Source organism: Streptomyces sp. NPDC059247 (assembly GCF_042754005.1).
GTDB lineage: Bacteria > Actinomycetota > Actinomycetes > Streptomycetales > Streptomycetaceae > Streptomyces.
Genome location: NZ_JBHYZW010000012.1, coordinates 163,020 through 175,962, shown reverse-complemented (window position 1 = coordinate 175,962; position 12,943 = coordinate 163,020). Strand labels below are relative to the sequence as shown.

The 12,943-nt window shown below is 73.0% G+C and carries 11 protein-coding genes and 1 pseudogene; 2 read left to right on the top strand and 10 right to left on the bottom strand.

The window, feature by feature from the left end; translation table 11 throughout:
* Positions 1 to 77: 77 nt before the first annotated feature.
* The 5 genes and pseudogenes from ACFXGN_RS22200 to ACFXGN_RS22180 form a co-directional block, all read right to left on the bottom strand.
* Positions 78 to 1,367: a citrate synthase gene (locus tag ACFXGN_RS22200; protein WP_384861888.1), complete on the bottom strand. Its 1,290-nt coding sequence runs from the start codon at positions 1,365 to 1,367 to the stop codon at positions 78 to 80.
* Positions 1,368 to 1,545: 178 nt separating this feature from the next.
* Positions 1,546 to 3,777, bottom strand: coding sequence for an ATP-dependent RecD-like DNA helicase (locus tag ACFXGN_RS22195; RefSeq protein ID WP_384861797.1), 2,232 nt, complete (start codon positions 3,775 to 3,777; stop codon positions 1,546 to 1,548).
* Positions 3,778 to 3,831: 54 nt separating this feature from the next.
* Positions 3,832 to 4,614: an HNH endonuclease signature motif containing protein gene (locus ACFXGN_RS22190; RefSeq protein ID WP_384861794.1), complete on the bottom strand. Its 783-nt coding sequence runs from the start codon at positions 4,612 to 4,614 to the stop codon at positions 3,832 to 3,834.
* Positions 4,611 to 5,075 carry an AAA family ATPase gene (locus ACFXGN_RS22185; protein ID WP_384861791.1) on the bottom strand — a complete coding sequence of 155 codons (465 nt, stop codon included), beginning with the start codon at positions 5,073 to 5,075 and terminating at the stop codon, positions 4,611 to 4,613. Before ACFXGN_RS22185 ends, ACFXGN_RS22190 begins: the two co-directional genes overlap by 4 nt.
* Positions 5,076 to 5,988: 913 nt before the next feature.
* Positions 5,989 to 6,108, bottom strand: a pseudogene (locus ACFXGN_RS22180) (AAA family ATPase); the annotation flags it as partial.
* A gap of 192 nt (positions 6,109 to 6,300) precedes the next feature.
* Here ACFXGN_RS22180 and ACFXGN_RS22175 point away from each other — a divergent pair.
* Positions 6,301 to 6,756: a DUF937 domain-containing protein gene (locus ACFXGN_RS22175; RefSeq protein WP_384861788.1), complete on the top strand. Its 456-nt coding sequence runs from the start codon at positions 6,301 to 6,303 to the stop codon at positions 6,754 to 6,756.
* A 57-nt stretch (positions 6,757 to 6,813) separates the two neighbouring features.
* Here the strand turns inward: ACFXGN_RS22175 and ACFXGN_RS22170 are convergent, their stop codons facing one another.
* Genes ACFXGN_RS22170 through ACFXGN_RS22160 form a run of 3 tightly spaced genes read right to left on the bottom strand, consistent with a single transcriptional unit; the run spans position 6,814 to position 9,913 of the window.
* On the bottom strand, positions 6,814 to 7,587 hold the full coding sequence (locus tag ACFXGN_RS22170; RefSeq protein ID WP_384861885.1) for a sugar phosphate isomerase/epimerase family protein: 774 nt from the start codon (positions 7,585 to 7,587) through the stop codon (positions 6,814 to 6,816).
* A 26-nt stretch (positions 7,588 to 7,613) separates the two neighbouring features.
* Positions 7,614 to 8,765, bottom strand: a complete 1,152-nt coding sequence (locus ACFXGN_RS22165) for a dihydrodipicolinate synthase family protein (protein ID WP_384861785.1) — start codon at positions 8,763 to 8,765, stop codon at positions 7,614 to 7,616.
* Positions 8,762 to 9,913 carry a Gfo/Idh/MocA family protein gene (locus ACFXGN_RS22160; protein WP_384861782.1) on the bottom strand — a complete coding sequence of 384 codons (1,152 nt, stop codon included), beginning with the start codon at positions 9,911 to 9,913 and terminating at the stop codon, positions 8,762 to 8,764. The genes ACFXGN_RS22165 and ACFXGN_RS22160 overlap by 4 nt, the downstream gene beginning before the upstream one ends.
* Positions 9,914 to 10,023: 110 nt before the next feature.
* On the opposite strand from ACFXGN_RS22160, the gene ACFXGN_RS22155 reads away from it, so the two are divergent.
* Entirely contained in the window at positions 10,024 to 11,070 is a 1,047-nt protein-coding gene (locus tag ACFXGN_RS22155) for a LacI family DNA-binding transcriptional regulator (protein WP_384861779.1), read from the top strand.
* Positions 11,071 to 11,427: 357 nt separating this feature from the next.
* On the opposite strand, the gene ACFXGN_RS22150 is transcribed toward ACFXGN_RS22155, so the two are convergent.
* On the bottom strand, positions 11,428 to 11,985 hold the full coding sequence (locus tag ACFXGN_RS22150) for an AAA family ATPase (RefSeq protein ID WP_384861777.1): 558 nt from the start codon (positions 11,983 to 11,985) through the stop codon (positions 11,428 to 11,430).
* The gene (locus ACFXGN_RS22145) at positions 11,982 to 12,938 is read right to left on the bottom strand and encodes an EamA family transporter (RefSeq protein ID WP_384861774.1); all 957 of its coding nucleotides are present in this window, start codon (positions 12,936 to 12,938) and stop codon (positions 11,982 to 11,984) included. Before ACFXGN_RS22145 ends, ACFXGN_RS22150 begins: the two co-directional genes overlap by 4 nt.
* Between the last annotated feature and the right edge of the window lie 5 nt (positions 12,939 to 12,943).

Here is a 12,943-nt window from a genome sequence, read left to right as displayed (position 1 = left end):
GCGGGCCGGACGCGAAACGCGCCCCTCCGGCCTCTCGGCCGTGGGGCGCGTCGCTCGTCTCAGGGGGGAGGTGCCGTTCAGCGGGCCTCGACCGGGACGAAGTCACGAAGGACCTCGCCGGTGTAGATCTGGCGCGGGCGGCCGATGCGGGAACCCGGCTCCTTGATCATCTCGTGCCACTGGGCGATCCAGCCCGGCAGACGGCCGAGCGCGAACAGCACGGTGAACATCTCCGTCGGGAAGCCCATCGCGCGGTAGATCAGACCCGTGTAGAAGTCCACGTTCGGGTAGAGGTTGCGCGAGACGAAGTACTCGTCGGAGAGCGCGTGCTCCTCCAGCTTCAGCGCGATGTCCAGCAGCTCGTCGGACTTGCCGAGGGCCGACAGGACATCGTGCGCCGCCGCCTTGATGATCTTGGCGCGGGGGTCGAAGGACTTGTACACCCGGTGGCCGAAGCCCATCAGGCGGACGCCGTCCTCCTTGTTCTTCACCTTGCGGATGAAGGAGTCGACATCGCCGCCGTTGGCCTGGATGCCTTCCAGCATCTCCAGGACCGACTGGTTGGCGCCGCCGTGCAGGGGACCCCAGAGGGCCGAGATGCCCGCGGAGATCGAGGCGAACATGTTCGCCTGCGAGGAGCCGACCAGACGCACGGTGGACGTCGAGCAGTTCTGCTCGTGGTCCGCGTGCAGGATGAGGAGCTTGTCGAGGGCGGCGACGACGACCGGGTCCAGGTCGTACTCCTGCGCCGGAACCGAGAAGGTCATCCGCAGGAAGTTCTCGACGTAGCCGAGGTCGTTGCGCGGGTAGACGAACGGGTGACCGATCGACTTCTTGTACGCGTACGCGGCGATCGTCGGCAGCTTCGCGAGCAGCCGGATCGTGGAGAGGTGGCGCTGCTCCTCGTCGAACGGGTTGTGGCTGTCCTGGTAGAAGGTGGACAGCGCGGAGACCACCGAGGACAGCATCGCCATCGGGTGGGCGTCCCGGGGGAAACCACGGAAGAAGTTCTTGACGTCCTCGTGGACCAGGGTGTGCTGCGTGATCTCGTTCTTGAAGGTCGCCTGCTCGTCGACCTTCGGCAGATCGCCGTTGATCAGCAGGTACGCCACCTCAAGGAAGGTGGAGCGCTCGGCCAGCTGCTCGATCGGGTAGCCGCGGTACCGGAGGATCCCCTGCTCTCCGTCGAGATAGGTGATCGCGGATTTATAGGCGGCGGTGTTGCCGTATCCGCTGTCCAGGGTGACCAGACCGGTCTGGGCTCGGAGTTTCCCGATGTCGAAGCCCTTGTCGCCGACGGTGCTCTCGACCACCGGGTAGGTGTATTCACCGTCCGCGTACCGCAGTACTACAGAGTTGTCGCTCACGTCATCCCTCACCGACGTAGTGCCTCTTTTCGAGGTGCCCTGACTGTCTCTACCATCCCCCATTTGGCTCAGGAGAGTGCACTCGGGGTCGACCATTGGGCCAATCGGCGGCACTCAGTGCCGCCAACCTTCACATCCTGCCCCGTTCGCCCCGGTTCCGGAAGCCCTCCGTGATCTTTCACACGAGGGCGCCCCCTGTGAGCCGATGGGACAGTGCGGTAAAGCGCCGCCCCGCCGAGACCGTACGGACCGCCTGGGCGATGGCCCGGCGCGACCCGACGAGGACCACGAGCTTCCGGGCCCGGGTCACGGCCGTGTAGAGCAGGTTCCGCTGGAGCATCATCCAGGCGCTCATGGTGACCGGAATGACCACCGCCGGATACTCGCTGCCCTGCGAGCGGTGGATGGTGACCGCGTACGCGTGGGCGAGTTCGTCCAGCTCGTCGAAGTCGTACGGCACCTCCTCGTCCTCGTCCGTGCGCACGGTCAGCCGCTGCTCGTCGGCGTCCAGCGCCGTGACGACGCCGACCGTACCGTTGAAGACCCCGTTGGCCCCCTTCTCATAGTTGTTGCGAATCTGGGTGACCTTGTCGCCGACCCGGAAGACCCGGCCGCCGAAGCGCTTCTCCGGAAGACCGGGACGCGCCGGGGTGATCGCCTGCTGGAGCAGCCCGTTGAGCGCGCCCGCGCCCGCCGGGCCCCGGTGCATGGGGGCCAGGACCTGGATGTCCCGGCGCGGGTCGAGGCCGAACTTGGCCGGAATGCGCCGGGCCGCGACCTCCACGGCGACCCGGGCGGCGTCCTCCGTCTCCTCCTCCGCGAAGAGGAAGAAGTCCGGCAGGCCGGTCGTCCGCGGCGGGGTGCCCGCGTTGATCCGGTGCGCGTTGAGCACCACCCCGGACTCCTGGGCCTGCCGGAAGATCCGGGTCAGCCGCACCGCGGGTACGGGGCTCCCCGGGGCGAGCAGATCCCCCAGGACCTCCCCCGCGCCGACCGAGGGGAGCTGGTCCACGTCCCCCACGAGCAGCAGATGGGCACCCGGTGCCACCGCCTTGGCCAGCTTGTTCGCCAGGAGCAGGTCGAGCATGGAGGCCTCGTCGACCACCACCAGATCGGCGTCGAGCGGCCGGTCCCGGTCGTAGGCCGCGTCCCCGCCCGGCTTCAGCTCCAGGAGCCGGTGGACGGTGGACGCCTCGGCGCCGGTCAGCTCGGCGAGCCGCTTGGCCGCCCGGCCAGTGGGCGCGGCGAGGACCACCTTGGCCTTCCTGGCGCGGGCCAGTTCCACCACGGACCGGACCGTGAAGGACTTGCCGCAGCCGGGCCCGCCGGTGAGGACGGCGACCTTCCTGGTCAGGGCGAGCCGTACGGCGTCCTCCTGCTCGGGCGCCAGGGAGGCCCCGGTGCGGTCGGCGAGCCAGGCGAGGGCCTTGTCCCAGGCCACGTCCCGGAAGGCGGGCATCCGGTCCTCCTCGGCCCGCAGCAGCCGCCGCAGCTGCCCGGCGAGGGACAGCTCGGCCCGGTGGAAGGGGATCAGGTACACGGCGGTGACGGGCGTCCCCTCCGGGCCCGGCACGGTCTCCCGTACGACCCCCTCGGGGTCTTCGGCCAGCTCGGCGAGGCACTCGATGACGAGCCCGGTGTCCACCTGGAGGAGCTTCACGGCGTCGGCGATCAGCCGCTCCTCGGGCAGGAAGCAGTGGCCCTGGTCGCTGGACTGCGACAGGGCGTACTGGAGCCCGGCCTTGACCCGGTCGGGGCTGTCGTGGGGGATGCCGACGGCCTGGGCGATCTTGTCGGCGGTGAGGAAGCCGATGCCCCACACGTCGGCGGCGAGCCGGTAGGGCTGGTTCCGCACGACGGAGATGGAGGCGTCCCCGTACTTCTTGTAGATGCGGACCGCGATGGACGTGGACACCCCCACGCCCTGGAGGAAGACCATGACCTCCTTGATGGCCTTCTGCTCCTCCCAGGCGGCGGTGATGTTCTTCGTCCGCTTGGGGCCGAGGCCCGGCACCTCGATCAGCCGGGCCGGGGCCTCCTCGAGGACGTCCAGGGTGTCCAGCCCGAAGTGCTGGGTGATGCGGTCGGCGAAGACCGGCCCGATGCCCTTGACCAGGCCGGAGCCGAGATAGCGGCGGATGCCCTGGATGGTGGCGGGCAGCACCGTCGTGTAGTTGTCGACGGTGAACTGCTTGCCGTACTGCGGATGGGAGCCCCAGCGGCCCTCCATCCGCAGCGACTCCCCCGGCTGCGCGCCGAGCAGCGAACCGACCACGGTGAGCAGGTCCCCGGCCCCGCGCCCGGTGTCGACACGGGCGACCGTGTACCCGTTCTCCTCGTTGGCGTAGGTGATGCGCTCCAGCACCCCTTCGAGCACCGCCGGCCCCGGACCACGACCCTCATTGGACATGCCCCGACGGTAGCGAAGGGCTCGGACAGCGCGACGGCCCGCCTGTCCGGATCGTCAGCGCTCCCGGCCGTACGGGCCGTGCTCCCCGGCCGTCCGGTCCAGGAAGGCCTCGCGGAGCCGGGGATCGCGCAGAAGGGCCAGTACGTCGTCCTCGCCCGCGAAGAGCGCCTCGGCCGCGGGGTGCCCGGACTGGTGGAACATCGCGACGAGCACGTCGGCGAGCGGGCGGTTCCAGGAGACCCGGACGATCTCCCTCGCCCTGTCGTGCCGTCCCTCGTCCGTGACGATCCGCCACAGTTCCAGAGCCTGCCGGGACAACGCGTAGGCGTCCACGCGTCCCTTGACCAGGACCGGTCTGCTGTTCAGTCCGAACACGTCGATGCACGCCTGCCCCCGGGGCGTCCTCGCCCGGTACTCGCCGAGGGGGAGCACCAGACGCAGATGGTCCAGCGGGTCCCCCGAGGTGGGGTCGAGCAGGAGCGGGACGCCGTCCCCGTCGGTCGGGAACAGGTTCCTCTTCTGGTTGCTGTTGCAGTACGAGCAGGCCAGCAGGTGGTTGAGCCAGTCGAAGGTCCGCAGCGGGGTACGGCTCTTCGGGTCGAAGTGGTCGATGTCCGTGCCCTGGCCGTCACCGCAGTACATGCACCGCGCGTGGCCGGGCGCCATCTCCGTGAGCGCGCCGAGGAGCGCGGGACGTACGCTCCGCCGGGCGGCCCAGAGCTTCCTGGCCCTCTCCTTCCGGGCCTTGTCCGTGGCCTCCGCCGCGATCTTCCCGGTGTACTCCCCCAGTCGCGCCACCGTCTCCGGCGGCAGCGCGGTACGCCGGAGCCGGATCACTCCGCGATCTCCCGGGAGAGCCGCTGGAGACGGGCGGACATCTCGTCCAGGCGGGCCGTCGGTGAACTGGTGAGCAGGCCCTTCAGCTCCTCGTAGCGGGAGAGGGTCTCCACCGAGGTGTCACCGTCGTAGACGCGCGCCTCCAGCTCCACGAACTCGGCGCGCAGCCGCTCGGCCCGTTCGGAGTACGGGGTGTCCAGGCCGAACAGCTCGGAGAGGACCGCGTCGTCCCCGCTGCCGAAGACCACCCGCTCGTACAGGTCCCGCGACACCACTTCCGGCGCGGCCTCCTCGTCCACTCCGGGGAGCCGGATCAGACCGCCGGGGTCGGCCGCCTGGCAGATGTACGGGCTGTGCGTGGTGACGATGAACTGGATGAGGGGGAAGCGCGAGGTCAGCCACGGCCCGATGCGGCGCTGCCAGGTGACGTGGAGGTGGGCGTCGATCTCGTCGATGATCACGACTCCGGGAACGCGGACCGCCCGGAGGCCCTCGCCGTCCCCGGGGAACGCCGCCCCGCCGAAGGCGTCGTGGGGGGGGGTGGGGGGAAAGACGCACACGGGGGGGGCCCGGGGCGGACCCGGGGCCGAACACCCCCGCGGGGATACCCAGGACCCCCCGGGGGGGCCCCCCCGCCCCGGGGTGGGGGTGGTGTTGTGGCTGCCCCCCCCCCACGACGAGGGAGGCGACCGTACGGAAGCCGTCGCTCATCTCGCGCAGGGGGAAACGCTGTCCGCCGCGGGTGACCCAGAGCCCCTCGGAGTCCACGTCGTCCACCCGGTATCCGTCCGGCAGGAGTCCGTCCCCCAGGATGGACAGGGCCGCCTCCTTCAGGGCTTCGGCGCCTTCCTTGCCCTCCAGCGCGCGCAGGTGCTGCTCGATCAGCCAGACGACCCCCTCGGCGAGAGAGGCGTCCTCGTGGAACAGGCTGGCCTGGCGGGCGACCGGGCCGGAGGCCAGCATCAGCCGCTGCACGTCCCCGGAGCCGCCCGCCATCCGCCGGAACGGCCCGTACGCGGCGCAGAACCAGCCCGCCGGGTTGTCGGCCCACGGGCCGCGCCGGGCCGGGGTGGCCCTGGTCGCCCGCGCCTTCGCGTACCGGACCTCCTCCAGCGCGGGCCGCGCGTGCCGACGGCTGCCGCCCGCCTCGTCCGGCGCGGTCCACTTGACCCCCGCCCAGAACTCGTCCACGGTCCTCCCCCCGACGCTGAACCTGTCGAAGCTCCCGTCCCTCACGACCTCGGCCTCGGCCAGGCCGACCCCCGTCCCCCGCGCGATCCAGTTCTCGAAGTCCTGGACGAGTCCGCGCGCCGCCACCGGGCCGCTCAGGGCCAGGGCCAGGGCACGCAGCAGGGTCGTCTTGCCCGATCCGTTGCGGCCCGCGAGCACCGTCCACCCGGCGTGGCTGCCGTCGGGCCGGGTCAGCTCCAGGTCGACCGTGCGGGGCCCGTGGAACGACTTGATGTTCTCGATGTGGATCCTGCTGACGTACATGGAGTCGTGTCCGTTCGCTCGGTCCTGAGGGCGGAACCAGGGCAGGAGACGACCTGCCGACCCGGACGGCCGATTCTACGGACGGCGGTACGGCCGCCCCGACCCGTGCGGTCGCGTCGGGACGGTCCCGGTCCCGGAGCCGCTCGGGTGCTCGACGTGCCGACGTGCGGCCCCCGTCATAGCGTGGTCCGCATGAGCGACGGATCCTTCCAGGACGACGTCCTGAACGAACTGGGCGACGATCGGCTCCAGGAGATCGCCGGGGTGCTCGGCACGGACACCGCCGGGGCCCGGGAGGTCGTGGGCAGTTCGGTCGCCGAGCTGTCCGGCGAGCTGCGCCTGGCCGCCTCCGAACCGGGCGAAGCGGACGAGGTCCGCGCCGCCGTCGACGAGGTCACCTCGTCCGAGCCCCCGCTGCGGGGCGTCGCCGCGTTCGGCGGGCTGGTGGGCGGCGGGCTGATGGCCGGGCTCCTCGCCCGGCTGGCCAGACCGGTGGCGAACGCCGTCGCCAAGCGCACCGGCATCCCCCCGGCCACCGCCGGACGCGCGGTCGACCTGCTCGTCCCGGTCGTCCTGGCGGTCCTCACCAAACGCGCGGCCGGGAAGAAGGGCGGCCTGGGGGACCTGCTGGGCGGACCGAAGAAGTAGCCCGGCGCACGGCCCCCCGCGCGGTGACTCCGGCCGCTCCCGCCCGCGCCCCCCGGGTCAGATCTTCAGGAACGCCTCCAGCGTCTCCTCCAGGACCTCCGCGCCGTCCCTCGCCCACAGGTCGTCGTTGAAGATCTCCACCTCCACCGGGCCCGTCCAGCCCGCCCGCCCCGCCAGGTCGCACCAGGCGCGGAGGTCGATCGCGCCCGTGCCCAACTGGCCCCTGCCGGTGAGGACGCCCGCCGGGAGCGGGGTCGTCCAGTCGGCGAGCTGGAAGGAGTGGAGGCGGCCCGTCCGGCCCGCGCGTTCCACCGCCGCCGGGGCCCGGTCGTCCCACCACAGGTGGTACGTGTCGACCACCACGCCCACCTGCTCGGCCGGGAAGCGCTCCGCGATGTCCAGGGCCTGGTCCAGGGTGGAGACCGCGCACCGGTCGGCCGCGTACATCGGGTGGAGGGGCTCCACCGCGAGGCGGACCCCGCGCTCCCCCGCGTACGGGGCGAGTTCGCCGAGGGCCTCGGTGACGCGGGCGCGCGCCGAGGGCAGGTCCGGGTGGCCGGGAGTGAGGCCGCCGGAGACCAGGACGAGGGTGTCGGTGCCGAGCGCCACGGCCTCGTCGATCGCCGCCCGGTTCTCCGCGAGCCAGCCGTCCGAGGTGAAGAAGCCGCCCCGGCACAGGGTGGTGACGGTGAGGCCCGCGTCCCGCACCAGTTCGGCCGCCGCCGCCACCCCGTACTCCCGGACCGGTTCGCGCCACAGGCCGACGGAGCCGATCCCGAGGCGGACGCAGTGGGACACCAGCTCCGGCAGGGCGAGCTGCTTGACCGTCATCTGGTTGACGCTGAGACGGCCGAGGTTCACCGGATGCCTCCGTGGACGGCGAGCAGCGACCTCATGCGGTCCTCCGCGAGATCCGGGTCGGGGAACAGGCCGAGCCGGTCGGCGAGTTCGTAGGCGCGCGCGAGGTGCGGCAGGGAGCGGGCGGACTGGAGGCCGCCGACCATCGTGAAGTGCTCCTGGTGCCCGGCCAGCCAGGCGAGGAGGACGACGCCCGTCTTGTAGAAGCGGGTCGGGGCCTCGAAGAGGTGGCGGGACAGCTCCACCGTGGGGTCGAGGAGCGCCCGGAAGCCCTCCGTGTCACCGGTGTCCAGGGTCCGCACCGCGTGCGCCGCCAGCGGTCCCAGCGGGTCGAAGACGCCCAGCAGGGCGTGGCTGAAGCCCCGGTCGTCGCCCGCGATCAGCTCGGGGTAGTGGAAGTCGTCGCCGGTGTAGCAGCGGACGCCCTCCGGGAGGCGACGGCGCAGTTCGACCTCGCGCCGGGCGTCGAGGAGGGAGACCTTGATGCCGTCGACCTTGTCGGGGTGGGCGGCGACGACCTCCAGGAAGGTCTCCGTCGCCGCGTCCAGGCCGGTCGAGCCCCAGTAGCCGTCGAGCGCCGGGTCGAACATCGGGCCGAGCCAGTGCAGGACCACCGGCTCGGCCGACTGGCGCAGGAGGTGGCCGTAGAGGTCGAGGTAGTCGTCGGGGCCCTGCGCGGCGGCGGCGAGCGCGCGGGAGGCCATCAGGACGGCCCGGGAGCCGGTCTCCTCGACGAGCGCGAGCTGCTCCTCGTACGCCTCGCGGACGGTCGGCAGGTCGGCGGGGCCGGTGAGCTGGTCGGTGCCGACTCCGCAGGCGATCCGGCCGCCGACGGCCTTCGCCTCGGCGGCCGAGCGGCGGATGAGTTCGGCCGCGCCCGCCCAGTCGAGGCCCATGCCGCGCTGGGCGGTGTCCATGGCCTCGGCGACCCCGAGGCCATGGGACCAGAGGTGGCGGCGGAAGGCGAGGGTGGCGTCCCAGTCGACGGCCGCCGGGGCGTCGGGGGCGGTGTCGGCGAAGGGGTCGGCGACGACGTGGGCGGCGGCGAAGACCGTGCGGGAGGCCGGGGGACCGGCCGGGGCGAGGGCGAGGGGCGCGGCGCGGGGCTCGTACTCCCGGGTCCCGCCACCGGGTCCGGGGAGCCGGATCACAGGGTCACCTCGGGGACGTCGAGGCGGCGGCCCTCGGCGGCGGAGCGCAGGCCGAGTTCGGCGAGCTGCACGCCCCGGGCGCCCGCGAGGAGGTCCCAGTGGTACGGCTCGCCGAGGACGACGTGCCGCAGGAACAGCTCCCACTGGGCCTTGAAGCCGTTGTCGAACTCGGCGTTGTCGGGGACCTCCTGCCACTGGTCGCGGAAGGACTCGGTGGCCGGGATGTCGGGGTTCCAGACGGGCTTGGGGGTGGCCGAGCGGTGCTGGACGCGGCAGCCGCGCAGTCCGGCGACGGCGGAGCCGTGGGTGCCGTCGACCTGGAACTCGACGAGTTCGTCGCGGTGGACGCGGACGGCCCAGGAGGAGTTGATCTGGGCGACGGCGCCGCCCTCCAGCTCGAAGACGCCGTAGGCGGCGTCGTCGGCGGTCGCCTCGTACGGCTTGCCGTCCTCGTCCCAGCGGCGCGGGACGTGGGTGGAGACATGGGCGCTGACGGAGGTGACGCGGCCGAACAGCTCGTGGAGCACGTACTCCCAGTGCGGGAACATGTCGACGACGATGCCGCCGCCGTCCTCCGAGCGGTAGTTCCAGCTGGGGCGCTGGGCGTCCTGCCAGTCGCCCTCGAAGACCCAGTAGCCGAACTCGCCGCGCACGGAGAGGATCTCGCCGAAGAAGCCGCCGTCGACGAGGCGCTTCAGCTTGCGGAGTCCGGGCAGGAAGAGCTTGTCCTGGACGACGCCGTGGCGGACGCCCCCGGCCCGGGCGAGGCGGGCGAGTTCGAGGGCGCCCGCGAGGCCGGTGGCGGTGGGCTTCTCGGTGTAGACGTGCTTCCCGGCCCGGATGGCCCTGGTGAGGGCGTCGGCGCGGGCGGAGGTGACCTGGGCGTCGAAGTAGATGTCGACGGTGTCGTCGGCGAGGACGGCGTCGAGGTCGGTGGACCACTCGGTGAGGCCGTGGCGCTCGGCGAGGGCGCGCAGGGCGGGTTCGCGGCGGCCGACGAGGACGGGCTCGGGCCAGAGGGTCTCGCCGTTCCCGAGGTCCAGACCGCCCTGTTCGCGGAGGGCGAGGATCGAGCGGACGAGGTGCTGGCGGTGCCCCATGCGTCCGGTGACGCCGTTCATGGCGATGCGGACTGTCCTGCGTGTCACGAAAGGTTCCTCTCCCCGGTGTTCCGCGCCCCGATAGAAAGCGCTTTCCATCGCCGATGACGCTAGCCTGCCGACATCGCCGTCGACAAGGCCCCGGAGGTACGCACACGATGACCGTCACCCTGGCGGACGTGGCCGCCCGCGCACGGGTCTCCCCCGCCACCGTCTCCCGCGTCCTCAACGGCAACTACCCGGTCGCCGCGACCACCCGCGACCGGGTCCTGCAGGCCGTCGACGAGCTGGACTACGTCCTCAACGGACCCGCCAGCTCGCTGGCCGCCGCCACCTCCGACCTCGTCGGCGTCCTCGTCAACGACATCGCCGACCCCTTCTTCGGGATCATGGCCGGGGCCGCGCAGAGCGCCATAGGCGAGACCGGGTCCGGGCGCGGCGGCGGCGAGAAGCTCGCCGTGGTCTGCAACACCGGCGGGTCCGCCGCCCGCGAACTGACCTACCTCACCCTGCTCCAGCGGCAGCGGGCCGCCGCCGTCATCCTGATGGGCGGCTCCCTGGAGGACCCCGAGCACCTGGCCGCCACCACGGTGAAGCTCACGAAGCTCGCGGAGGCCGGGACCAGGGTCGTGCTGTGCGGGCGCCCGCCCGCGCCCGGCGACGCGCCCACCGCCGCGCTCGCCTTCGACAACCGGACCGGCGCGCGGCGCCTCACCGAGCACCTGCTCGGCCTCGGCCACCGGCGCATCGGGTACGCGGCGGGCCCGGTCGACCGCACGACGACCCGGCACCGGCTCGAAGGGCACCGGGAGGCGCTCGCGGCGGCGGGGGTCCCGGAGGGGCCGACGGTCCACGGGGCGTACGGCCGTCGGGCCGGGTACGACGCCACGGCCGGGCTGCTCGCCCGTGACCCCGGGCTCACGGCGGTGGTCGCCGCCAACGACACGGTGGCGCTGGGCGTCTGCGCGGCGCTGCGGGAGCGGGGCCTGTCCGTCCCCGGCGACGTGTCCGTCGCGGGCTTCGACGACCTGCCGTTCTCGATCGACGCGGTGCCGTCCCTGACGACGGTCCGCCTCCCGCTGTACGAGACGGGCGTACGGGCGGGCCGCCTGGCCATGGGCACGGAGCCCCCGCCGGAGGACGGCCCGGAGACGGTCCCGGCGGAGCTGGTCGTACGGGGGTCGACGGGGGCGCCACGGGGGTGAGGGGCCCGGTGGCCGGAGCCGCTTTTTGATGGCCGGACGGGTGTACCCCTGGCGTCGGTGGCCGTCCGTCCGGCGCGGGGACGGCGGCCGGTACGGCGTACGCGTACGGACTCGGCCCGGTACGGACCCGGCGCCCGGCCTCCGGACCGGCGCACGGGTGGAGCGGCCAACGCCCGGCCCGGCGCGGGAGGCGGTGGGACACCGGGCCTTCCCGGTGAAACTTCCCGGGTACGGCTTCCCGGTGGGCGGGCCGGGCGGTGGGGCGGGACCGGCCCGGACAGGCCGGGGGCCGAAGCGGGACAGGCGGTCGCGAGCCGGGCCAGGGTGGATGGAGTGGGCGGGGGCGGGCCCCCGGGCTCAGGGCCGTAGACCCGTGGCCGTCAGGACCGCGTCCACCGTCTCCTCCACCGTCAGGTCCGCGTTGTCGAGCCAGACGCCCTCGTCCGCGAGTTCCGCGCGCATCGCCTCGTCCAGGAACGCCCAGTTCGTCGTCAGGCGCTTGTCGCGGGCGTTGTTGCGCTCCCAGGCCTTCTCCGGGCCCGGGGCCAGGATCACCACGTGGAGCGGGGTCCGCCCGCTGTGCGCCCGGTAGAAGTCCAGGTGGGAGCGGCGTACCACCACGTCGTCGAGGACCGGGAGGAAACCGGCGGCGGCGAAGCTGCCCGCGAGGAGGGTCGCGTTGCGGGCGCGCAGCAGGATCTGGCGGTCCGCCTCCGGGTCGCCTTCGGGCGTGGGCCACCGGCAGCCGCTCACGACGAGGGACTGGAGGGCGTCCACCTCGATGTGCGCGGCGCGCGCGAAACGGGCCGCGAGGGCCGCCGCGACGGTCGACTTGCCGCTGCCAGGGATGCCCGCGAGGAGGACCGCTCCGGGCACGGGCACGGGGGCGTCGACGGTGAGGTGATCGAAGGTCATGCGGGCCTTTCCTCGCGGCAGGGACCCGAGGAGGCTACGAGGACGGGCGCCTCCTCCGCCACGGGTTTCCCGGGCTCCGGCCGCCGCTTCCGGCCGGGGGCGAAGGAGGTGAGGGCCACCCCGCCGACGAGCAGCGCCGCCGCGCACCAGCGGGCCGGGCCCACCCCCTCGCCGAGGAAGAACGCCGCCGAGGACATGCCGAAGACGGGCACCAGGAGGGAGAAGGGGGCGACGGAGGAGGCGGGATACCGGCGCAGGAGCCAGCCCCAGGCACCGAAGCCGAAGACGGTGGTGATCCAGGCGACGTAGACGATGACCCCGGCACCGGCCGGGTCGAGCGCGCGCAGGGCGGCGAGGTCCCGCTCGGGCCCTTCCAGGAGGAGGGAGAGGGCGAGCAGCGGCAGGACGGGCACGGTGCTGACCCAGACCATGAAGTTGAGCGCGTCGGGCGGGGCCGCCTTGCGGGTCAGGACGTTGGAGACGCCCCAGCAGGCCGCCGCCGCGATCACCAGGCCGAAGCCGAGGAACGATCCGGCGGCGCCCCCTCCGGCCTCGGAGGCGGCGGCGACGCCGATGCCCGCGAGGGCGACGCCCATGCCGGCCAGTTGGCGGGGGCGGGGCCGTTCGCCGAGGGCGGCGAAGGCGAAGAGGGCGGTGAAGACGGCCTGGACCTGGAGGACGAGGGAGGACAGTCCGGCGGGCGCGCCGAGGTCCATGCCGGTGAAGAGCAGCCCGAACTTGGCGACGCCCAGCGCGAGTCCGACGCCCACGATCCACTTCCAGGCCACGGTGGGGCGGCCCACGAAGAAGACGGCGGGGAGGGCGGCGGCGAGGAAGCGGAGGGCGGAGAAGAGCAGCGGCGGGAAGTGGTCGAGGCCGATCTCGATGACGACGAAGTTCACTCCCCAGACGGCGGCGACGAGGGCGGCGAGGGCAAGGTGGGCGGGGCGCATGGCGT